Origin of the sequence: Gottfriedia sp. NPDC057991, assembly GCF_042886615.1 — a bacterium.
Taxonomy (GTDB): Bacteria; Bacillota; Bacilli; order Bacillales; family Bacillaceae_G; genus Gottfriedia.
The window spans coordinates 99,628-122,813 of the sequence record NZ_JBHVQN010000008.1; the positions used below are offsets into that span (position 1 = coordinate 99,628).

Sequence of the window (23,186 nt, forward strand, 5' to 3'; positions counted from 1 at the left end):
AGTATATGGAGATTATAAAAAATTTTATTGATCTCATATTGCATTTAGATCAACATTTATTAACTTTTGTGCACAACTATGGGGCAATAACTTATTTCATCTTATTTTTCATTATTTTATTGGAAACGGGACTTGTTGTGACACCATTTTTACCAGGAGATTCACTAATTTTTACTGCAGGTGCACTTGCATCCTTACATTTATTAAACTTATTTGGATTATTAATCCTTTTTATAATCGCAGCTAGTTTAGGTGATTCTTTAAATTATTTTATAGGTAGGAAATTCGGAAGTAAATTAAGTAAGAGTAAAAAAATAAATACAAAATACATTCATGAAACTGAAAACTTTTACAAACAAAAAGGACCTAAATTTATTGTATTAGCAAGGTTTATTCCGATTGTTAGAACTTTTGCTCCATTTGTAGCAGGAATCGGTGAAATGAACTATTCAAAATTTTTTTCATATAACATTTTCGGTGCTACACTTTGGGTTGGACTAATGGTGTCAATCGGTTACTTTTTTGGAAATATTCCAATTGTAAAAAATCATTTTGGGCTCTTAACGATTGGGATCATTTTTGTTTCAATCATCCCAATTTTTATCGATATACTTAAAAAAATAATTAAGAAAAAATAAATTGAAACAAAATTAATCATTTTCACTAAAACATAATACTATTTTCATTAAATTTTCACTTTTATTTTGTACATTAGTTGTATAAAAAAAGGAGGAAATTCCAAAAAATGGACCAATTTTCCTTCAAAACTTGAAAGGAACAAATCAAAATGATTAGTAATTGGATAAAAAATAAATATGAGAGAAAATTAATTTATATAGCATTTGCAATTTCGATCATTATTTTCATTATTGCAGGATGGAAAGTCTCGCATCGAACTGAATTATTAACGAATATTGGACCACATTTACAAAATGGTTTACAACATGGATTTCGTAAAATAAATCCTTTGAAAATTTATGCGAAAGATAAAGGATCCCTTGGAAGAATAGGTGTATTTGCGGCATTTATTCTCTTTCCACTTTATTTTTTAATTAGATTTAAAAAATTAAAGGACAAAAAGCAATTTAAGAAATACTTAGGTAAATTATTGAAATGGTGCAAGTTAATACATGTCCCAATCTCGTTAATTACTTTTGCTTTAATTACAGTTCACTCTGTGATTATGACTTTTTTTGAATGGAAAACAGATGCTGTTTATATTTCAGGCGTAATAACTTATTTGCTCTTAGTTCCACTTGGAATATTTGGTTTTTTAAGATATAAACGCAAAGATAAAAACTGGCATTACTATCTTTCATTTGCAGTAGTAATCTCAATGTTAATTCATACATTCGTTTAATTAATTTGTCTATTATAAAGAGGTTGATTAGTATGGTATTGCAGCCTAAAATACTTGTCGTTACATCGAGTTTTGGAAATGGGCATAAAGAAGTATCAAAAGCGTTAAAAAGTGAGTTTGAACATATTAACCTTAACGATGTAACAATTATTGATATATATGAAGAAGCATATCCAACAATAAATGTATTTGCAAAAAGTATTCATTTGCAATTATTCCAACATGCCCAAACAATTTATAAATGGTTCTTCTATGGAACTGAGAAATTATTCAGTACAGTTTTTTTTGACAGGCTTTTAGAATTATGCGGAAAGAATATAAAAAGTATTCTTCAAAAAGAGAAGCCTGATATTATCATTACTACATTTCCAGTTGGTTCTGTAGCAAAATGGAAAAAATATTCATCACATCCTTGTAAATTATTTACAGTTGTAACCGACTATTATATTCACCGTTCATGGATTCATAATGAAATTGATCGCTACTATATAGCGACGGAAGGTTTAATACATCAAATGGTGAATTTAGGCGTTTCATTATCGAAAATATTTGTAAGTGGTATACCTCTTCGCCAAGAATTTAAAGAAATAGATTTTTTAAATGAAGGACCAAATAAATCGAAATCAAACGATCAAATCTTAATAGTTGCTGGAGCAGTCGGATTATTAAAGGATGTAGAAAAAATGGCCAAGCAGTTACTTGCAGAAACAAAACTTAATGTAGCAGTTGTTTGTGGTTATAATCATATACTTTATAATAAATTAAGCAAGCTGAGCGAAGCATACGAAGACCGACTACAAGTATTTGGATACGTAAATAATATACGTCATTTATATAAAAAATCTGACCTCTTAATTACGAAGCCTGGTGGTATTACATTATCAGAATGTATTGCCTGTAGTTTACCGACAATCCTATATAAACCAACACCAGGTCAAGAAAAAGAGAATTCCCGATTATTTGAAAATGCTGGTGCTTCAGTAACAGTAAAGTCGTTAAATGAATTAACTTTTTATATAAATCGAATTCTTTTCAAATCAAATCATTTAGAACAAATGAAATCATCTTTAACCGCATTAAATAAAGGTTTTAGTTCACAATTAATTGTAAATGATATTTTTAGGTCAATTTCTTAGAATTTTTATGACTAAAAACTTTATAAATACGTAAAAACGCCACAAGGTAAAGAGTTCCTTGTGGTGTTTGGTTTGAATGAATAAATAACTAATGATCAATTCTAACAAATTGATATTGGTTTTGTAAACAATGTTCAATAAATTTTTCTAATGCTTTTAATGTATGAATAGGTGCATCTTCATCTGCACCTAATGTATCCCCATTATCATGTAATAAAATAATTGACCCTGGTTTCGTTTGATTTAACAAACGATTATAAATGCCTTCACTTCCTTTTTTACTACTCCAATCATTTGCCATTACAGACCATAAAATAATTTTGAACTTTTTTTGAAATAGGAGAGGCAGTGAAACTAATCCCCAAGGTGGCCGATAATAAAGTGGATCACTGTTCGTTATTTTCTTAATAATACTTGCAGTCTTTTCTATTTGAATTTTTAAGTATTTTGGACTGAGAAACCAATTACATTTATGTTTATAATTGTGTATTCCGATTAAGTGACCATCTTCATGTATTCTTTTAATGAGCATTGGATACTTTTCTGCCTCAGAACCTAATACAAAAAAAGTTGCTTTAATTGAATGACTTTGGAGTAAATTTAAAAGTAAAGTCGTATAAACTGGATGTGGACCATCATCAAAAGTTAAAGCAATACGTTTTTGACTATTATTTGACAATTGATGTATTGAAAAGAATTTAAATAAACGTGTTAGCAAACTCGGAATTGGTCCATAGAAAATAAATGATATTACAATTAACCCTCCGATTATGACGAAAATTCTAAGCATATATTCTCCTTAACTAACCTTAAAATAAAAATAATAATATAACATTATTATAATCTAATTTACTTTTTGTTGGTAATTAAAAGAAGATAATATTATGATGAAATAAGATTGTGCTATTGAAAAGTAAGTAGGTGATAAAATGAGAAAGATTATATCGATTCAAGGCCCAATGGCTGGCGGAAAAACAACACTTGCGAAAAGATTAGAAAATCAAATAAAAAATTTTCAAGTAATATATGAAAATCCTTATCCAATTGTTCAAAGTAGGAATAATTTAAAACTCGATTTACATACATTAGAAGGGTTTAAAAAAATCAGCAATTATTTATTGAAGCAGAAATTAAGCGATTTAATCATTTTTATCATGAAAATATTCTTTTAGATCGTGGTCCTGAAGATATCGAATTCTACACGCTCTTTTTTCCAATTGCAAACGGTTATACATGGGATATAGAATATTACTTAAAAGATGAATTAAATCAACTTAGAAAATGCAGATCTGATTTAATTATTTACTTAGATGCAGAATTTGAAACTCTTAAAAGAAGAAAACAAAATGATTTGTCAAAAAGAAGAAATTCATTTGATCAAAATATGAAATTATATCAATATGAAAAAGATTGGTATAAGCAGTTTAACACTAAGTTTATTGATGTAAATGAGAAGGCAAAAATTAAAGTAGAAAAATCAGTCTTGGAAATATTAACTAATCATAATTTTTTAAGAAATTGAATTTCACTTTAATAAAAAGGGTTTAAACCTATTACATAGAATTAATACATTATACGTTTTAAATTTTCCATTTTTAACTAATGTAGTATAAAAATGGTATTGAAATAAAAACACAAAATTGGATTAATCTTTTTGTGTAAAGAATAAAAATTTTGAGGTGAACAATATGATCGTAGTTACAACTGAAAATATTGAAGGGTATAAACTGGTTGAAGTAAAAGGACCTGTATTTGGAGTAATTGTACGTAGTAGAGGACTAGGTGGCGATATTTTAGCTGGTCTAAAAAGTCTTGTTGGTGGAGAAATCAAACAATACACTGCAATGCTTGAGGATGCGAGAAAAGAAGCGATGGATCGAATGACTAAAAATGCTAGTGAAATGGATGCAAATGCAATTATTATGATGCGCTTTGATTCAGGTGAAATAGGGCAAAACATGAGTGAAATTGTCGCTTATGGAACGGCTGTAGTAGTCGAGAAAATATGATTGAAAAACCTTGAATTTTCAAGGTTTTTTTTATGTAATTGTTAGACACCTCTCCAATCACGGCTATTTAAATTGCACAGAAATACTAGATTCTTTGTGAAAAAAATAAATTTAAAACCTAGGATCGTCAGACTAAATGGACATAAAATCACAAATTAGATTACCTGTTTTTCAAATGTTTAAATGACATAGTAGGGGTCGCTGGTTTGTCGCTGATTTAAGTCCAGATAGAATCATACTAATGAGAGGGCTCAGACCTAAGTGTATCAAGGGTTTGGGCTATTTACTTTTTTGCTGAATTTACTTTATTTCTATAAACTCATAGAATTAGTCTAAAATTAGAAAAAACAAAATTTAGTAAATAATTAAACTATCGAATGATAGATAAATAGGATTTTTTATTTGAAAAGAGGCAATTTGAGTGGGAATATATTCGGTTGATTATACAGGGGATATTAAACTAAAGGACTGAAGGTTTCAGTCTTTTAGTTTGCTTAACCTTGAATGGTACCATATTCACTTTTTGAGATGGTATACCAGTCTGTCCTGTTTTTGATGATGACGTTTTGGTTGATTATGTAAACGTCGATTTTCTCTTTTCGACAAACCACTTCATAAACTGGTTGTTTGTTTTTTGGAAACGGCATTTTCACTGTATTTTGATGTCTTTTTATCACAATTTTGATAAATCGCTTGCTCACCATTTTTTCTTTTTTAGTTAATGGTGACGGTTTCTGTTTTCAAACAAGCTGTTAACGTCAGCGTCATCATAAGAACACAAAAAAAGATCATGATTTTCTTCACCTGTTCACCTCGCTTAAAAGTTACACCAAATATCTGAAAACGCAAGAAAAATATTTCGTTCTTTCTCAACCCTTTGATTCAAATTTATGTGGGATCTCTACGCTTGATGATAGGAGATGAAAGGAAACTCACAAGCCAAAAAAGAATGGAAATCAACATGAATGGATGAAGGAAAACAAATCTTTTTTATGAACTCGTTAGCGTCCCTGTCAACTGGACACGTTTAAGTTTTATAATCTTTATGTAACATACCAGCATCTCGTTTTGCCAATTACAAACTAAACATGCAGAAGTCATGATGCATGTTGAATTAAAGATGTATAATTAAAAAATTAAAATAAACATTTGCTAGTTCGAGCTTGATTTCGTTAAAAAAATACTTTTGCGACTTCGGGGTCTTTTTTCTGTTAAACCGTTGTCAATCTAGTGTTTTCAATTCAATCTTTTTAGCAAAATTAAATTAATTCAGTTTTGACTGGAATCTTTAGTACAAAGAAATGATCTAACTTGCTCTGCGCTTATTCCTATTTCGATGCATTCTAATAACAAATCTATCCAGTTTAAATCCGTTAAAATTTTTTCTTGTTCTGATTGCATAGCAAAGCCCCCTTAAATAATGAATGTATTAAATCGTTAATACCAATGTTTCCTCCGTCTATCTTCCTTAACTAGTATGTTATTATTTTTGATTACATCTGGATCCTTCGACTTCTCTGTCATTTTACTTTTGTTCTTTTTATTGAAAATTTTCTTTCTAATATTACGTGATTTTGTAATAATTGTAATGTTAATTCCTTCTTTTCATAATACTGTTACGGAAATACATTGTATATTGGGGGAATATTGATAAAATTAGTTTTTTTTATTCGGCATTTATCGATAAAATTGATTATCGATGACGTTAAATAGACAATAATAGAAGCGGTTTTAGATTTTTTACTAAAAAAAGTACTAATTTTTTGCCATTTATTATATTTTTTTTGATTAAAAACATTCTAATAAAATTGGGCGAATTATAAGAATTTCTAATGTTTTTTTACTAATTTCCAAAATTTACATAATATTCTAAGGCGTTACAGTGAAATTTAATTATTAAGAAATGATCGCCACAAAAGATAAAAATAAAATAAGTTCATGCTCGCTCATTATCTTGCATATGACGGCTATGCTCTTGGTGATAATTTGAAAAAACACGAGATTGAACCATGCATAAATCAGTTAATTTGTACACGCCAACTAACCAAACGTTTAGTAACAGTTCAATCAAGTTACTCTATTAAACCACTTTCGCAGAAGTAATGTTTTATGTGTTTAAAATGGATTAACTACATAGGAGATTTATGAAATGGAAATATTCTTACGATCTCAAGTTGTATCAATACTAAGTAATCCAACAAAGCAACAATTAAATTTACTGATTTGAAAAATTCGGAAACGTTTACAAATTGTCCAATCAAATTACGATATAATTCTTCTGTATTTGGAGACAACAGTAATTACTTAATACAGAAAAAATTATAAAAATATTACCAGTCTGAATAAATTTTGGATGTTTGGAAACTTATTTTGTAAGGTCTTATTATTAAAATTACGGATATATTTCTAATAAGCAGGTGACAATTTTTTTAATGGGAAACTTTCGTTAAGGGGTGTAGTAGTAGATGAGCCAAGTACGTTATACGGAAAATATGCTGATGAAAGTAGTCTGGTACTACTATAAAGAGAACTTAACTCAAAATGAATATTTATGGTTGGCCTAGTTTGGGGAAGAGCCGTTTCCAGAACGATTGAATACTTGACTGAACTTTCAATAAAAGACATTCCCGAGGTGGCTAAATCCACAATATAAATCATTGTTGGTATTGGCGGTATTTATCTTGATGCCACGATAATTCAGGAAGAAAAAATGACCATGTACGAACTGACATTTATTAAACATCCGAATGCAGCCAGCAATATTTTAGGTCAATTTTACGATCAAAATGGTAAAATTATTGATTTGCCACACCAAAAAAGGCTAATCGGAACGGACTTGAAGAGTCTAAGAGTCTTAAATGTTATAGCCGTGGCAAGCGTAGAGAAAAAAATTGAGGCCATCTACAGAGCTTTAAAAGGAAAGTATATTACGGTGTTGATTACAGATGAAGCTACAGCTATTTCATTACTCAATATGGAGGTGAAATAAATTAATGGCGTACATTCTGGCATTTGATGCTGGTACTGGTAGTATTCGCGCTGTTTTGTTTGATCAATTAGGAAATCAAGTTGGGTTTTCACAAATAGAATGGAACCATTTATCAAATGAAAAGTATCCAGGATCTATGGATTTTGATTGGGAAACAAACTGGAAGTTAGTCGTTCAGTGTGTAAAGTCTGTTATTGAAGAAACAGGAGTAGACGGTAAAAAAATAAAAGCGATAAGTGCAACGAGTATGAGGGAAGGAATTGTCCTTTATGATGAAATGGGTAAGGAGATTTGGGCTTGTGCAAATGTAGATGCTCGAGCTTCGGATGAAGTCAAAGCATTAAAGGAATTAGATCCTGAATTAGAATACAAGATTTATAGGTTATCAGGTCAAATGTTTGCATTAGGAGCACTGCCTAGGCTTTTGTGGATAAAAAATCATTTACCAGAGATTTATGAAAAAGCCACTTACATGACAATGATTAATGATTGGATTCTTTATAAATTATCAGAGAAACTACAAGTGGATCCTTCAAATGGGTGTACTACAGGGATATTTGATATTGAGAAAAGGAATTGGGAAAGTGATGTAGTAAAAATGTGCGGACTAAAAAATAACTTATTTCCGCCGGTAAATGAAGCTGGTACTGTTATCGGTTACTTGACGGAGGAAGTAGCAGCGTATACAGGATTAAATGCAGGAACTCCGGTTATTTGTGGAGGCGGAGATGCTCAAATGGCTTCCGTTGGTGTCGGTGCGATAAAAGCGGGGCAAGCCGTTGTATCAGGTGGATCATTTTGGCAGCAGGAAGTCAATGTGAGACAGCCTTTAGTTGACAAAAGTGGCCGTATACGTGTTAACTGCCATGCAGTGCCTGAATTATGGCAGCTAGAAACCATTGCTTTTTTCCCCGGGCTTGTAATGAGATGGTTTCGTGATGCATTTTGTGATTTGGAAAAAACAGAAGCAAAAGTGACCGGTAGAGACCCGTATGAAATTTTAGAAGAAAAGTCAAAAAGTGTTCCAATCGGGGCAAATGGGATTATTTCTATCTTTTCAGATACGATGAATTATAGCGCTTGGCGCCATGCATCTCCATCATTTATTAATCTCACTCTAGATCCTCTAAAGACTGGCAAAAAAGAAATGTTTAAATCGATTCAAGAAAATGCTGCGCTTATCACACTAGGAAACTTAAAGATTATAGAAGAAGAAACTGGTTATTATCCAAGTGAAGTTATTTTTACAGGTGGTGCTTCGAAAGGAAAACTTTGGAGTCAAACCCTAGCAGATGTCCTTGGAGTACCAGTGAAAGTACCTGTAGTCAAAGAAACAGCAGCACTAGGCACCGCATTATTTGCGGGGATTGGCATAGGAATTTATGAGAATATCCATCAAGCAGTAAAACAAGTTGTAAAGTGGGAGAGGACACATATACCTAACAATGAAAATCATGACCAATACCTAGAAATCTATGAAAAGTGGAGAAGTGTATATTTAGAACAGCTTCAACTTGCTGATCGTGGTATAACGACTCATATGTGGAAGGCACCTGGTTTGGAATAATGTGAAAGGGGGTGAAGGGATGAAGAAAGTTCACGAAAATGACTTCGATTATCGGTTTGGCGACAACGGGCCGAAATATTTAACAAAAGGTCCGAACATAGATATTGGTGTGGTTGTATTGAAACCAGGTCAAGACTTCCAAAATCATTATCATAAAGTTTGCGAAGAAATTTTCTATATCCTCGAAGGGCAGATAGATTTCTATATTAATGGTAATAAGGTTCCTACAATACCAGGTGATATGATTCAATGCCGCCCAGGAGATGCTCATTATCTTATCAATCAAACTGACAAAACCTTTAAAGCCCTCTTCATTAAATCTCCGCATATTTTGGAAAGAGATGTTGTGAATATAAAGAATCCAGAAATCAAGTTAAGGAGTGAATAGATAGTGAGCTGGGGATTTCAAAATCGATTAAACAAAATATTACCAAATAAGAGGGCAGTTATGCTTGCGATAGATCATGGCTATTTCTTAGGGCCAATAAGAGGTTTAGAAAAGCCTGAGGAAACTGTCAGAGACTTACTTCCATACACGGATTCGCTATATTTAACAAGAGGTACACTTGCTGCGTGTATTCCGAAAAATACGGAAAAACCTATGGTTCTTCGTGTTTCAGGCGGTCCTACAACGTTAGGGAAGGATCTAGCGAATGAAACGATCGTTACTTCAATAAAAGAAGCAATTCGCCATAATGTTGTTGGTGTAGGGGTTTCGGTTTTTATTGGATCTGACTATGAAACTCAAACAGTAACAAATCTAGCTCAAGTTGTAACTGATGCTCATGATTACGGAATACCTGTACTTGGAATTACTGCAGTTGGAAAAGAGCTTGAAAAACGGGATGCTAGGTTCTTAGCATTAGCTTCAAGAGTTCTTGCTGAAATGGGAACCGATATTGTTAAGACTTATTACTGCGACGACTTTGAACAGGTAACGAGTAAGTGCCCGGTTCCAATAGTTATTGCAGGTGGCCCAAAATTTGATACAATTCGTGAAGCACTAGAAATTACGTATAATGCTTTAGAGCAAGGTGCAGCTGGTGTGGATATGGGAAGAAATATTTGGCAATCTCAACATCCTCTTGCAATGATCCAAGCGATACATTCCATCGTTCATAAAGGATTCACAGTAAATGAAGCGGTAGATTTATATGAATCTTCTTCAAAAGTAAAAGCTTAATATGAGTAAAAAAAGGAAACTTTTTACAATACCACCCTAATGCTACGAACACAGTATCAGCAAAAGTGATTAGTAAACAAGGCTTTAAAGTTACGACAAGTCCAAAAACAATAACAATATCACGAAAAAAATTAATCAATTAAGAAAAGTGTAGGGATGTAAAAATTTCTTGCACTTTTTTATTAATTTAAAAGATTGTTAGTTTTAATAAGTGAAAATTGATACGAGCAACGTGTTTTCCCAGTTTATATAGTAGCTCGAAAATGCAATTACACTACAGATAGTCCCAGTACTTTTAAAAAAGAGACTGGTCTTTATTGTAGTTTATAGTAATCTTTCAATAGGCCGTATGTTCGAGTTAAATAAAAAAGACGATACCGTTTCATTTTCTTTTATACTTAGATTGCTGGGAAGCTGTTTTCATACAGGTTAGTGATTTGCTTTCCGAAAAAGCTTTAATCGAATATTTTCTATAAGCAACTTATCATGTATTTCCTCTGCCTTTTGTTCATACTCCTTTAATGCCTTTTCTACTCTAGAATTAACCAGATCCCTCATTAGCCCAGATTGAATTTCATAATCCCCTATATCTTTATGAGTTGGTATATTTGATTGTCGAACAACCATTTTAGCCGTTTTTTTAAGTGTCAAAACCGTCATGTTTTTTATATTCAAGCATATTTTCAATGGCCAGAAGGTTATGAGTTGAAAAAGTTCTATGTTTCTTTACTATCCCTCTCGATGTCAAAACCTTCATTTTCTAGGATACTTACACAATGTCTAAAAGTACTTTCTTTATTAAAAATGAAAAGTCGATGCTACACTCCTAAATTTTTATTATTCAATATAAATACTTTATTTATATCTAAAATTTTGGTAATATAATAAAAAAGTAGTTTGAAAGAAAAAGTAATTAAAATCATTAATTCTTAATTTTTCATCATTGTATGAAACGAATAAAAAAATGTCCACTAGGTTATTTGTATAAGTTAGAATTACAAAAAGGATTTAGTCGTATTACTCATTAAGGCTAGCTAACTTGGTACGAGTTAATGTTCATCTACATATTGATGAATGAGTTTTCAATTGTGAATCAGAAAAATCAAAATATAACAATGAAGTAAAACTAAGAAAAATAATGATGATTGGGGAGAAGAAGATGAAATTCAAGGCAAAAAATATAGCTGAATTAGGGGAACATGTCTTTTTTAAGAATGGAATTAAAGGGATTGTTGAGAGGGTCAATGAAAATACAGTTATTGTAAATATAATTGATAATAAAACGGAATTGGTGTTTGAAGGAAACAGAACAGTTGTAGCACACAAAAATTATCAAGTAATTGATGATGTATGAAGGAAAAAGGAAAGTCAGTTATACATGAGTTATAAAATATTTTAAATGAAAATTCTAAATATTGAAAATGTAAGCGTTTTCTGATATACTAAATAGTAGGTTGGATGGCATGTGTGGCTATCATCGTATTTGGCGTAGGTGGGGCCAATACAAGGGACTAATGAAATAGTATATGTGATGTAAATTGTTAATGCTTTTGAAAATGTGATGAATCGATAAAAAGTAATAAGAGTAATAATGTAATTGGATAAAAAGAAATTACTGGATAGTTTTAAAGGGCTATCCAGTTTTTGTTTTTTAAAAAATCTCACTAGCAATGACTAGTTCCACAACAGGAATGACATTTCTTCGATCTTTTTTATAGTAGTTAACGATTTCTTGAGTAGAAAAATAGAATGTGCTTTTTAATTATGGATTTTATGGAGTAAAAAATTTAGTAATAAATGTGGTCATAAAACACAATTACATAATTATTTTAATTTAATTATGAAAGTTATATTGTGTTAAACAAATTAAAAAAGACATTGATAATTGTATATCCATAGACTTTTACATTTAGTTCAAATTACATATCTACTACTTTTTTAGGTCTTGTTCTCCAACTAATTTCATTAATTCTGATTCTGTATTTCGCGTAAGATATGCAATGTGTAAACTGACGAAAAGAGCATGGATAAACAAGACTAAAAGTGAAGAAGAACTAATGACACTAAGTAAGGTCAATCCATCAAAGTTATCTTTCAAGATCGATTTAACTGACAATAGTAGTTATACAAGGAAAACCTTCTAACAATAAAATCAGCTACAAGTGTCATAGGAGCACCTAAATTAAAAGTTAAGAAGTTTATTGACAAGAAAAAATGATAAGCTTATCATAACGTGATATCTATTATTAAATTAAATGTTACTATATAAAGGATAAGATAAATATATTTTCATTATGATTTTTGAGCGGATTTAATAAATAGAAAGGAGTTTACCATTGCAGGAATCTCAATTTTCAGATAACCACCATTTTAAAGTTCCACGGGGAGCATACTTATTTACGGTTCTAGTCATTGGTTCGCTACTTAGTATTATTTCTGAAAAATTAACACTAGGTCCTAGTTGGATAATATTTACTGTCGTAGTTATTCTGCTTGTACCAATGGTAATAAGTATAGTCCGTGGTCATCATGGATGGACCCGTGTATTGTCCCTTAGTATAACAGGGGTAATTACATTAGGTTTAATCAGCAGTGTGTCATTTTTGATTTATGCATTGTTCCATCATTCTGCTAGTGCAGCAAGTTTATTCCGGAGTGCAGGCTTGCTATGGTTTATTAATATTGGGGTTTTTGCAGTATGGTATTGGGAAATCGACAGAGGAGGCCCGTTAAAGAGGCATTGTGGAAAAAGTGATCCAATCGATTTTTTATTTCCGCAAATGACCTCTGAAATCCCAGGATGGGAAAAATGGACTCCGTCATTATTTGATTATGTATATCTTGCTTTCAATACAAATACAGCATTCAGTCCAACAGATACGATGGTTATTTCCAAAAAGGCAAAGATTCTTATGATGATTCAATCATCTATCTCCCTTATTATAGTAGCAGTATTAGCTGCACGAGCAATTAATATAGCCTGAGTAAATAATTTCCCTTAGGCAATCTGTAAATTTAATTAGTTCAATGTAACATACGCATTTGTTAGTTCAATTAGAATATTTAAAGTCGATTTCAAACAATGAATTCGGCTTTTTTTGATTTAACTAAATCAAAAAATTGCTCAAAATTTATTTTCAGGTTAAGAATGTAATATGGTTGATCTATTTTATAACCATATTGAGCAAACGCATGCTTTAGCTGAAGATCATGTAATGCTGTATGGGAGAGTTAATTTATTATGTGGGAAGGTTTTGAAATATTAAAGCATCTTTCTAAATATCTCTCATAAGAAAAAGGCAACCGGGGGTGGGTGCTTTCTTCAAGAGGGAGGAAAGTAATGTTAACTAAGAAAAAATATAGATAGGCTTAACAAGTTTAGTATTCACGGAGAGGTGTGCGGACGTAAAACTTGAGCGGTAACTTACTTTCTTAATAAAACTTCTTGAACCGAAAAATGCAAACTTGTAAAAAATATTAATTTTTCGTTCTTAAATTTTCTGATAAGCCATTGTCATTAATGATTTTGATTACCGAGATTTTTCCTTTTTCTTTGGAATAGAAGTAGACTTTACCTTCTACATTTGCAGCTTTTTCTTCTTCTTTATTTTTCTGATAGCCGACTTCTGCTATGAATGTATAACGAGTTGAATCCGTATCACTTTGCTTAATTGAAATCTTCTTAAGACTTAACTTATATCCATTATCGTATGCAAAATTCGAATATTGACTAAGAATTGTTGAAACGAAGGGATCGAGACATGAATCTGTAATATATGGTCCGTATACCTCTGCTACATATTTATCGAACATTGGATTTTCTTCTTTATAATTTACAACAGTTCTATATTTAGGATTCCACATTAGATCAATAAGCTTCTTATCTGGACCAGTAAAAAGGTGCTCAAGAACTTTTTTAATTGCTTTCTTTGATGTTTCAGAAGATGACACTTCGGTTGATTGTACATTTTTTTGTTTTGTTGTTTTGTTAGAATCAGAACAAGCAGTAAGCATCATTGCAGCCATAAGTATAATAGATAATTTCTTAATCATAATTTATTCTCCTTTTAATCAAAACTTAATTCGTTTTATCTTAGCATGATAATAAATATAAATTTGTCGATAAAAGGAGAGAGAAAGTAAAAGATAAATATAATATTAAAAATAACTCTTTTTAAAAATAACTCTTTCATTCATTTTTAAAAATGATAAAAACTAAGTTTCCACTGGAAAATGTGATTAATCCAGCAAAGGTACCAATTCTTAAAGCAATCATTACTTTTGTTCAATTTATTTCATTAAAAAATATGATTTTGTTGGTTGCTAAATGAAAACAAAATTTACAGTGAAAACCAAATAAAATTAAGTACTGGCCCTCTTACGAAGATATATGGCACAGTTAAAGGGGGGGTGCCTTCTCAGACAAAGGGCTTCAAATTGCAGTTTTGGGTTGTTATTTTAATATGATTCATCCAGACAAAATAGAGAGAAGAAAAGGGATGGATCGTTTCAAAGAACATCTGAGATACGCAAAGGATTTTGGCTGCAACATTGTGGCAACAGAAACGGGTAACGTCAATGCAGAATTTATATATACAGAAGAAAACTTTAAAGAAAAGCCTTTTATGGCAGTAGTTGAAAGTGTTTTAGAACTTGTTAAAGAGGCTGAAAAATTTGGTGTCATTGTTGGAATAGAAGCGGGAGTAAATCATCCGATTTATTCTGTCCCAACCATGAAGCGTCTTTTAGATATGATTGACTCTCCTAATCTCCAAGTTATTTTTGATCCGGTTAATCTATTGACCATTGATAACTATATAAATCAGGAGGAGATTTTTGAAAAGGCATTTGAAATATTAGGAGACAAAATGGTTATTTTCCATGCGAAAGATTTTATTATTGAGGGTGGTTCACTAAAACAAGTGCCAGTGAGGCATGGTTTGTTAAATTACGAAAAGCTATTTGGTCTAAAAAAGGAAAAAAAGCCAAATATAAATATTTTAATAGAAGGAACTAAAGAACCGTTTATAGATAAAAGCATTGCCTATTTGAGCCGTAAATCAGAATAAAAATAAGTTCCCACTCGCGGTATTTTTTTCTTTATTTCCCCAATATTCAGGTAATATAATTAAAATAAGCTAAATATTGATAATTATGAGAAAAAAGATACATTTTCATCATTTTAAAAAGAAGGATTAACAAATTTTTGCAATTAATTTCATGCTAAATCAAAGAAGCCTCACGTAGACCTAAAAAAATAAACTTGATATAATCAAATTCATAATGTGATTAGGTAATTCTGGAGGAAGCAATTAAACTAACTTGTTAGATTATTGCATGGTCTTTAAAGTTATGATTTCGAACGTTCAAAATGACGTACATTTATTAGTGAGTGAAATCGTTAGTGTTTAACATCAATACTTTTAGGAGGTCTATTTACATGGAGTATAAAATGAGAGATTTTGACGCTAGTATAACTTCAGTAATAGTCGAGAAAATATAATGGAAAAATTTATTTTCGGTTTTTATGGTATCCAAATTTTATTTCTCATTATTTGTTTATTGCTAGGTTATTTTATTTACGATAAACGATTTAATCGAAATCATGGAAACCAGATACCAGAAGGATTTAGGCGGACTAGCGAAGTTAATATTGATCCTGTAACAGGGGAGAAAACTAGAGTTTACTATAATCCAGATACTGGTGAACGCTTTTATAAAAAAGAAAAGTGAAATTTTAAAAACGCCCTTTTGGGGCGTTTTTGTCTGAAATCAAGTTTATTTGATAGTTGAGTTAATCAATTCAAGCATATCATCAAAATCAAATGGAGATTTCGATTTTACGGTCTCAGCAAATTGAGATACAAGTTTTAATGTTTCAATGCTTTCAATTGGATGATGGCCAGCAGCACTTTCAGCGGATAGCATGACTGCATTGGTCCCATCCATCACAGCTTGAAATACATCAGTTACTTCAGCTCTTGTTGGAAGTGAATGATCAACCATTGATTGTAGCATTTGAGTTGCTGTGATCACATATGTCCCATTTGAATTACATTCATGAATCATTGCTCTTTGTAAGAGAGGAATCCATTGATAAGGTAATTCAACACCTAAATCACCACGAGCAATCATGATTGCATCTGTTTCTTTATTAATTTCTTGGAAATTTTTTATTGCTTCTATCGTTTCAATTTTTGCGATTAATTGAGGTGTTTTATCACTTTTTGAATTCATAAAACTTCTGATTTCTTGTAAATGCGATGCCCGTCGAATAAATGAGCAGGCAATATAATCTAAACTTTCTTGCAAAATGAATTCGATGTCTTTTCGGTCTTTTTCAGTAATAGCAGGTAAACTTGTAACGACTCCGGGTAAATTAACCCCTTTATGTGAAGAAATTTCGCCTCCAGTTTTCACAGAAGTGACAATCTTATTTTGTTCAATATTTTCAACAAATAACTCCACGGCACCATCATTAATTAATATACGATCTCCTTGTTTAACATCATTTATTAAACCTTTATAATCTACACTTGCTTGATTACGATCACCTGTAATCTCATCAATTACGAGTGTAAAAGTTTGATTAGGTTCAAGATTGATTTTTTCCTCTTCAATTTTTCCTAAACGAATTTTTGGACCTTGGAGGTCTCCTAAAATCTTGATTTCTTTTCCTGTTTCTTTTCTAATTGATTTTATTAGTTCGATCACATCGTGATGACTTTCATGAGTTCCGTGTGAAAAATTGAGTCTTGCGATCGTCATGCCATGCTCAATCAATTCAGACAATATTTTTATATCAAAACTAGCTGGTCCAATCGTACAAATTCGATCAATGGTCATTTGATATCGCCTCCATTTACTGGAATTATTATACCCAAGATTAAGTAGAAGAAATCTAAATGATTTTTAAAGTGATAGATGAAAGACTATGAGTTGTTTTAAAAATTATATGAAAGGATGCCAAAATGATTAACAATTCTGGTACTCAAAAATTTGAAACAAAACGATTAATTAATAGAAATGAGTCATAGTAAACGTAATTAAAGGTGCGCATAAATCAGTTGAAGAAACGATTGAACAGTTTCAAAAAAGAATATCTCGAATAATCTACATTTCTAAATTTTGACATTTTTCTACGTTTCGTAGAAGGAATTCATGTAACTTTTGTAGAACACTACTATTCGATCAAAATTTAGTATGAGGTGAATCTACTGGTGATTAAACAAGATGAAATAAAGGTTGTAATTGGAGCAGGTGAATATAACAATAATCCAACATGGATTCAAACTCAGGAAGAAGAACTTAATTTATTAGTTAAGTCAACTTGGGAAAATAAATTTGAGAAAAATTCAGTTTCAGCTATTTTAGCTGAACATGTTTGGGAACATCTTACATATGATGAAGGTTTAGAAGCTGCTAAAATTTGTTATGAATATTTAAAACCATCAGGCTATATTCGTTGTGCTGTACCAGATGGATTTTTTCAAGACGAAACCTATCAAAGTATCGTTAAAGTTGGTGGACCTGGACCAAAAGATCATCCTGCTGCAAGCCATAAAATAGTATATAACTATAAAACACTAGTTAACATGTTTGAAACAGCGGGTTTTAAAGTTAAACTACTAGAATATTGTGATGAAGAAGGAAATTTTCAGTTTAAAGAATGGGATGGTAAGGATGGTGTTATTTTCCGTTCCAAAAAATATGATCCTAGAAATTATGGGGAAAAAGTACTGTTTCCTTCAATCATAGTAGATGCAAAAAAAGCGATAAAATCATATTATTAAATACAAAGAACTGAAGGATCACTTCAGTTCTTTAAAATAGATTAAATTAGTAGATCATTATATCTCTAATTTCTTTCGTTATTCGTTCGATTTGACCTTGAAACATCATAGAAGGGATGAAAATCGATTCCTCAGGATGGTTTATTACTAGATAAGCACTATGTGATGGTGTTTCTTTATAGCGGTATTGTAAATTAACACGTGTAATATGATGAGCAGGAATCGTTCGCTTAAAACCCCAATGTTCGTATGTAACTCCGTGATCGTTTATCCTAATAACCATACTACGAATATAACCGATATAAGCTAGAAAAATTAAGCTTACCATAGTCATGATCATATATGACTTAATCGTATTAGAAAATCCATGCTTTCGTACATAAAAGATAAAAGTGACCATACAAATCGCAAACAATATCGAAACTAAAAAATTGGAAAGCCTTCCACTACTTCTAAATTCCACTTTTGATACACCTCTTTCATATTAATATAGTTTGGTCTAAAAACTTTTAATATTAACATTAGGATGATCTCTTTTAGTAAGAATCAAAAAACAGGTTTATTAATGAATCTTATCCACTCTAATAGAAGTAGTCATCAAACAATCTTTTTTTTCTATTAAAATAAAGAATACAATTGTAAGGAGTATAAGATGAAAATACAACCTCAGATATTTACGGAAAATGGCCTTCAATCTATTATTAGACATGCAGTACTTACTGACGCTAAACAATTATCTAGTTTGAGAGTACAGATTGATGGAGAGACAGAAAATTTAGATAGAGAAGCAGGAGAAGGATTTATTGATCCAAAAGGCTTTGAACAATTAATTATCTCTGATACAGAAACTATTAAAAATTTATTTTTAGTAGCTGAAGTGCAAGATAAAATAATAGGTTTTTCTAGATGTGAAGGTAATCAATTAGAAAGACTTTCCCATAAAGTAGAGTTCGGAGTTTGCATTTTAAAAGAATTTTGGAGACACAGGGTCGGTAAAAATCTTTTAAAACAATCAATTTCTTGGGCAGATACTAATAATCTTCATAAAATAAATCTGAGCGTTTTAGAAACGAATACAAAAGCAATTAAACTATATGAAAAGTTAGGCTTTGAAGTTGAAGGAGTAGTGAACTACTCCCACCACTTAGCTAACGCTTGAAGTGGGGGCTTCTCGATTCCGTGACGAAAGCAACCTTTCATCTCCCACCTACCGTTGGACTAAAGTCCTTCACACGCTTGAAGAAGGAGATTTCTTCCTGATTATGTTAAAAAATACATTTTTAATATTATAAAATGAATTTTCTGAAAAATCTAGAGTTTTATGGTTTACTAGGATTTATGTTTGAGTAAATTTCAGATAGAGCACAAATCTGGTAGTGTTTGGGGTAACTCCTAGGTATTGACACATAATTAGTTTAACGAAAAGAGTTACTTTTGTGACTCTTATTTTATTTTTGGATGTTCAATCCCTAAAATTCCTGCAAATTTAATCTGTTTCTTTTTAAATTTGAAAATAAAAACCGTTTTGTCTTGCATTTTTCAAGTATAATGAATCATATTCAATAAATGAATATGATTTTTCTTACTGAGAATTCTATACATATATCGAAAAAACTAAAAACGAGGTTAAGAAATGACTAAAAGAAGTTATGCGGACTATCATCTAAGTGAGGAAATTAAAAGAGCGCTCGCTGTTTTAAAATACGAAACACCAACTGAAGTTCAGAGTGAAGTTATTCCATTAGCGATGGAAAATCAAGATTTAATCGTAAAATCTCAAACAGGAAGCGGCAAGACTGCCTCTTATAGTATTCCTGTTTGTGAAATGATCGAATGGGAAGAAAAAAAACCACAAGCTTTAATTCTAACTCCAACAAGGGAGCTTGCAGCCCAAGTCCGTGAAGATATTACGAATATTGGCAGATTTAAACGCATTAAAGCGGTGGCCGTCTATGGTAAAGAACCGTTTAGTAAACAAAAGGTAGAATTGGAACAAAAAACACATGTAGTAGTTGGTACACCTGGAAGGGTGAAGGACCATCTTGAACGTGAAACCCTCGATATAGATCGAATAAAATATCTTATCATCGATGAGGCTGACGAGATGCTTAATAGAGGTTTTATAGATGAGGTAGAAGCAATCATCAACCAATTACCTTTAAACCGAGTAACCATGGTTTTTTCTGCTACTTTACCTAAAGATGTTGAAAATCTCTGCCATGAATATATGAAAGATCCGATTCATATAGAAATTGAATCCACTGGTTTAACGGCCGATACTATTGAACATTATTTAATAGAAGTGAAAGAAGAAGAAAAGATTGCACTGCTTAAAGACGTCACGGTTGTAGAAAACCCAGACAGTTGCCTAATTTTCTGCCGGACTAAAGAACACGTTGATGCTGTGTATAGTGAACTGGAAAAAGCTAATTATTCTTGTGAAAGACTACATGGAGGACTGGAACAAGAAGACCGGTTTGCTATAATGGATGGATTTAAAATAGGGAACTTCCGCTATCTAGTAGCAACCGATGTAGCTGCTAGAGGTATTGATATTGATAATGTAACGTTAGTCATCAACTATGATGTACCTATGGAAAAAGAGAGCTATGTGCACCGTACTGGGAGAACTGGCCGTGCCGGAAATAAAGGAAAAGCAATTACGTTTTCGACACAGTTTGAAGGTAAGTTCGTTAAAGCAATTGAAAATTACATCGGCTTTGAGATAGCGACTATTGAAGCTCCTAGTCATCAAGAGGTGGTTAGTCGAAAAGCAATATTCGAAGAAAAACTTAACAGCAAGCGAGTAGTAAGAAATAATAAAACAGCTCGAATTAATCAAGATATTATGAAACTCCATTTTAGCGGCGGAAAAAAGAAGAAAATTCGTGCTGTTGATTTTGTTGGAACAATCGCAAAAATCCCTGGAGTCACTGTTGATGATATCGGTATTATATCTATTCATGATCAGATGTCATATGTTGATATTCTGAATGGAAAAGGATCACTAGTATTACAAGCCATGGATAATGCGACGATTAAAGGAAAAAAATTAAAAGTGAGTAAAGCAATTAAATAAAGAAGGATTTAGAAATCCCTTAAATTCCTTGCACTTTAAAAATACTAACCTATAGTGAATATGGACATAAGCATTCAAACATAAATATTATTAAAATCTTGAGTTCTTTAGTTACAGAAAAAAGTCGATTTTCCTATCAGGAGATCGACTTTTTGTTCTACATTAATATTTAATAATTTGAGAAAAGGGTGGCGCTATTTTAAATCAATTTTATTTTACAAACAAGCTTCTAATGCAAGTTTCATCATTTTATCGAATGAAGTTTGTCTAGCTTCAGCACTAATTTCTTCATGAGTAACTAAAGAATCTGAAATAGTAAGTAAACAAGCTGCTTTCTTTCCTAAGACTTTCGCATTATGGAAAAGTGCATAACTTTCCATTTCTGTACAAATACAATTATGCTCTTTATAAAAATCAACAAAATTTGGAACTGAACTTTCATAATAAAAGACATCACTAGAATGTATTCTTCCTTTAACGATAGGAGTATTGATCTGATTTGCAGTTTCTTCAATTTTGTTTGTTAGTGATTCACATGGATACTGAATGTCACCTTCAACACCTGCTTGTGTCTTTGCAAATGTAGATTGACTCCAAGCACTATCTACTAGTACAATATCGTGAATGTTTAGTTTATCTGTATAAGCTCCTGCACTACCAACTCGGATAATATTTTCTACATCATAAAATTTATATAATTCGTATGAATAAATTCCTATACTTGGCATGCCCATACCAGATCCCATTACTGATACTTGTTTTCCTTTATATGTTCCTGTATAGCCAAACATATTACGTACAGTATTAAATTGCACTGGGTTTTCTAGATAAGTTTCTGCAATATATTTTGCACGTAGTGGATCCCCAGGCATTAAAACTGTTTTTGCAATTTCTCCTGATTTTTTAGCTGTGTTATGTGGCGTTGTCATATTATTTTCTCTCCATTTCTATTCTTTTAATTTTCTTAACTAAATCCAATACAACTAATATTCTTACTTATTTCACACGGAAATTTAACTTTAGATTATCATTCTTTCCTAATATGTTTCCGTTTACAAAATAAAACAAAACAATTAGTTCAAAAAAGGATGAATCAATACCACGAAGTATAGTTGTATACATAGTTGTCTATTTCTCTGCAAGTAAATTATATTTCAATAAAATAGATAAAGCAATAGTAACTTAAACTCACACAATATTTTATACTTATCGATTTTCGGGAACGTTATTTAAATGAATAATGATCGTGTTTACCATTTCCACTTAATCAGACAAGTTTGCGAATAATTCATAACTAGATATAATATTTATAAGGAGTGTTGTTATGTCCGTTGAAAATAAAAAAAAATTACCTCTATATGTAGAGGTTTATGAAAAATTATTTAAACTAATTAATGAGGGAGTCTATCCGATTGGAAGTAAGCTTCCTTCTGAACCAGAACTTTCTAAGATGATGAATGTTAGCAGAATGACCTTAAGACAAGGGTTGAGTTTACTAAAAGAGGACGGTTATATTGAAACAATCCATGGACAAGGTAATTTTATAAAACAAAATGTGAATGTAAGAAGTGTTGGCTTAGAAAAAATTGATAACTCAGTTTTTAAATGCTGTACAGAAACAATTGATGATGTAGATGCTTATTTAGAAGTTAGTTTTTCAGATGATTATGAATATGTTAAAAAGATTTTTAATCAAGATTCTGCAGTAATGGTCAGGTTTAATAGATGGTACAAATCTAAAAATAAAATTGTCGCCCACGCTTATACTATGTTCCCAAGTGAAACAGCTTCCCAATTTCAAATAAACCTAGGCGATCAGCAGAGTTTACTAAAAATACTTGAAGAAGATATATATAAATTAATACATTCATCAACAATCGAAATAAAATATACAGAATCAGTCCTTCCCTCATCAAACTATGAATTACTTTCAACTAATAATTTTTTCGTTTTACTAGTTGAGAATCTATATGACGCAATGGGGAACATGGTACTTAAAAATAAAATTTATATCCCAATCGAACTTAGTTCTTTAAAAATAAATCGAATAAACAAATAGTAAAAATGAAA

22 protein-coding genes and 2 pseudogenes are annotated in these 23,186 nt (G+C 31.2%); 17 read left to right on the forward strand and 7 right to left on the reverse strand.

What is annotated here, in order from left to right; all coding sequences use genetic code 11:
• Positions 1-5: 5 nt before the first annotated feature.
• The 3 genes from ACFVR2_RS22655 to ACFVR2_RS22665 all read left to right on the forward strand — a co-directional run bounded on the left by ACFVR2_RS22655 (position 6) and on the right by ACFVR2_RS22665 (position 2,496).
• A complete protein-coding gene (locus ACFVR2_RS22655) occupies positions 6-638 on the forward strand; it encodes a VTT domain-containing protein (RefSeq protein WP_387367133.1) in 633 nt (210 codons plus the stop codon).
• Between the two features lie 149 nt (positions 639-787).
• Complete coding sequence (locus tag ACFVR2_RS22660; RefSeq protein ID WP_387367136.1) at positions 788-1,360, forward strand: hypothetical protein; 573 nt, start codon at positions 788-790, stop codon at positions 1,358-1,360.
• Between the two features lie 32 nt (positions 1,361-1,392).
• Positions 1,393-2,496 carry an MGDG synthase family glycosyltransferase gene (locus ACFVR2_RS22665; RefSeq protein WP_387367139.1) on the forward strand — a complete coding sequence of 368 codons (1,104 nt, stop codon included), beginning with the start codon at positions 1,393-1,395 and terminating at the stop codon, positions 2,494-2,496.
• Between the two features lie 88 nt (positions 2,497-2,584).
• Here the strand turns inward: ACFVR2_RS22665 and ACFVR2_RS22670 are convergent, their stop codons facing one another.
• Positions 2,585-3,286 (reverse strand): polysaccharide deacetylase family protein, encoded by a 702-nt coding sequence (locus ACFVR2_RS22670; RefSeq protein WP_387367142.1) that lies wholly within the window; start codon positions 3,284-3,286, stop codon positions 2,585-2,587.
• A 139-nt stretch (positions 3,287-3,425) separates the two neighbouring features.
• Between ACFVR2_RS22670 and ACFVR2_RS22675 the strand changes: the two are divergent.
• Together ACFVR2_RS22675 and ACFVR2_RS22680 are read left to right on the forward strand one after the other, a co-directional pair.
• Positions 3,426-4,018: pseudogene (locus ACFVR2_RS22675) on the forward strand (AAA family ATPase).
• Between the two features lie 166 nt (positions 4,019-4,184).
• Positions 4,185-4,505 carry a YbjQ family protein gene (locus tag ACFVR2_RS22680; RefSeq protein WP_088011817.1) on the forward strand — a complete coding sequence of 107 codons (321 nt, stop codon included), beginning with the start codon at positions 4,185-4,187 and terminating at the stop codon, positions 4,503-4,505.
• Positions 4,506-5,774: 1,269 nt separating this feature from the next.
• On the opposite strand, the gene ACFVR2_RS22685 is transcribed toward ACFVR2_RS22680, so the two are convergent.
• Positions 5,775-5,906, reverse strand: coding sequence for an anti-repressor SinI family protein (locus ACFVR2_RS22685; protein ID WP_387330404.1), 132 nt, complete (start codon positions 5,904-5,906; stop codon positions 5,775-5,777).
• Positions 5,907-7,170: 1,264 nt separating this feature from the next.
• Between ACFVR2_RS22685 and ACFVR2_RS22690 the strand changes: the two genes are divergently transcribed.
• Genes ACFVR2_RS22690 through lsrF form a run of 4 tightly spaced genes read left to right on the forward strand, consistent with a single transcriptional unit; the run spans position 7,171 to position 10,244 of the window.
• The gene (locus ACFVR2_RS22690) at positions 7,171-7,494 is read left to right on the forward strand and encodes a sugar-binding domain-containing protein (protein WP_387367398.1); all 324 of its coding nucleotides are present in this window, start codon (positions 7,171-7,173) and stop codon (positions 7,492-7,494) included.
• A 4-nt stretch (positions 7,495-7,498) separates the two neighbouring features.
• Entirely contained in the window at positions 7,499-9,061 is a 1,563-nt protein-coding gene (lsrK, locus tag ACFVR2_RS22695) for an autoinducer-2 kinase (RefSeq protein WP_387367145.1), read from the forward strand.
• Positions 9,062-9,080: 19 nt separating this feature from the next.
• Positions 9,081-9,449, forward strand: a complete 369-nt coding sequence (locus tag ACFVR2_RS22700; RefSeq protein ID WP_387367148.1) for a cupin domain-containing protein — start codon at positions 9,081-9,083, stop codon at positions 9,447-9,449.
• 3 nt (positions 9,450-9,452) lie between these two features.
• Complete coding sequence (gene lsrF, locus ACFVR2_RS22705; protein ID WP_387367151.1) at positions 9,453-10,244, forward strand: 3-hydroxy-5-phosphonooxypentane-2,4-dione thiolase; 792 nt, start codon at positions 9,453-9,455, stop codon at positions 10,242-10,244.
• Between the two features lie 429 nt (positions 10,245-10,673).
• Here lsrF and ACFVR2_RS22710 read toward each other — a convergent pair whose 3' ends face one another.
• Complete coding sequence (locus ACFVR2_RS22710; RefSeq protein ID WP_387367156.1) at positions 10,674-10,904, reverse strand: hypothetical protein; 231 nt, start codon at positions 10,902-10,904, stop codon at positions 10,674-10,676.
• Positions 10,905-11,403: 499 nt separating this feature from the next.
• Between ACFVR2_RS22710 and ACFVR2_RS22715 the strand changes: the two genes are divergently transcribed.
• Positions 11,404-11,598, forward strand: coding sequence for a DUF2187 family protein (locus ACFVR2_RS22715; RefSeq protein ID WP_387367159.1), 195 nt, complete (start codon positions 11,404-11,406; stop codon positions 11,596-11,598).
• 982 nt (positions 11,599-12,580) lie between these two features.
• Positions 12,581-13,228, forward strand: coding sequence for a DUF1345 domain-containing protein (locus tag ACFVR2_RS22720; protein WP_387367162.1), 648 nt, complete (start codon positions 12,581-12,583; stop codon positions 13,226-13,228).
• A 493-nt stretch (positions 13,229-13,721) separates the two neighbouring features.
• Here the strand turns inward: ACFVR2_RS22720 and ACFVR2_RS22725 are convergent, their stop codons facing one another.
• Complete coding sequence (locus ACFVR2_RS22725) at positions 13,722-14,297, reverse strand: hypothetical protein (protein ID WP_387367165.1); 576 nt, start codon at positions 14,295-14,297, stop codon at positions 13,722-13,724.
• A gap of 371 nt (positions 14,298-14,668) precedes the next feature.
• Between ACFVR2_RS22725 and ACFVR2_RS22730 the strand changes: the two are divergent.
• Both ACFVR2_RS22730 and ACFVR2_RS22735 read left to right on the forward strand, forming a co-directional pair.
• Positions 14,669-15,313 (forward strand): annotated as a pseudogene (locus ACFVR2_RS22730) (sugar phosphate isomerase/epimerase family protein); the annotation flags it as partial.
• A 433-nt stretch (positions 15,314-15,746) separates the two neighbouring features.
• Positions 15,747-15,977: a hypothetical protein gene (locus ACFVR2_RS22735; RefSeq protein ID WP_387329316.1), complete on the forward strand. Its 231-nt coding sequence runs from the start codon at positions 15,747-15,749 to the stop codon at positions 15,975-15,977.
• Between the two features lie 45 nt (positions 15,978-16,022).
• Here ACFVR2_RS22735 and ACFVR2_RS22740 read toward each other — a convergent pair whose 3' ends face one another.
• Entirely contained in the window at positions 16,023-17,090 is a 1,068-nt protein-coding gene (locus ACFVR2_RS22740) for a pyruvate kinase (RefSeq protein ID WP_387367168.1), read from the reverse strand.
• Positions 17,091-17,461: 371 nt separating this feature from the next.
• Between ACFVR2_RS22740 and ACFVR2_RS22745 the strand changes: the two genes are divergently transcribed.
• Positions 17,462-18,037, forward strand: coding sequence for a class I SAM-dependent methyltransferase (locus ACFVR2_RS22745; RefSeq protein ID WP_387367401.1), 576 nt, complete (start codon positions 17,462-17,464; stop codon positions 18,035-18,037).
• A 46-nt stretch (positions 18,038-18,083) separates the two neighbouring features.
• Here the strand turns inward: ACFVR2_RS22745 and ACFVR2_RS22750 are convergent, their stop codons facing one another.
• The gene (locus ACFVR2_RS22750) at positions 18,084-18,500 is read right to left on the reverse strand and encodes a hypothetical protein (RefSeq protein WP_387367171.1); all 417 of its coding nucleotides are present in this window, start codon (positions 18,498-18,500) and stop codon (positions 18,084-18,086) included.
• A 189-nt stretch (positions 18,501-18,689) separates the two neighbouring features.
• Here ACFVR2_RS22750 and ACFVR2_RS22755 point away from each other — a divergent pair, with 189 nt between their 5' ends.
• Positions 18,690-19,196 (forward strand): GNAT family N-acetyltransferase, encoded by a 507-nt coding sequence (locus ACFVR2_RS22755; protein ID WP_387367174.1) that lies wholly within the window; start codon positions 18,690-18,692, stop codon positions 19,194-19,196.
• Between the two features lie 474 nt (positions 19,197-19,670).
• Complete coding sequence (locus tag ACFVR2_RS22760) at positions 19,671-21,116, forward strand: DEAD/DEAH box helicase (RefSeq protein WP_387367177.1); 1,446 nt, start codon at positions 19,671-19,673, stop codon at positions 21,114-21,116.
• 215 nt (positions 21,117-21,331) lie between these two features.
• On the opposite strand, the gene deoD is transcribed toward ACFVR2_RS22760, so the two are convergent.
• On the reverse strand, positions 21,332-22,045 hold the full coding sequence (gene deoD, locus ACFVR2_RS22765) for a purine-nucleoside phosphorylase (RefSeq protein ID WP_387367180.1): 714 nt from the start codon (positions 22,043-22,045) through the stop codon (positions 21,332-21,334).
• 395 nt (positions 22,046-22,440) lie between these two features.
• On the opposite strand from deoD, the gene ACFVR2_RS22770 reads away from it, so the two are divergent.
• A complete protein-coding gene (locus tag ACFVR2_RS22770) occupies positions 22,441-23,175 on the forward strand; it encodes a GntR family transcriptional regulator (protein WP_387367183.1) in 735 nt (244 codons plus the stop codon).
• The last annotated feature ends 11 nt before the right edge of the window (positions 23,176-23,186 follow it).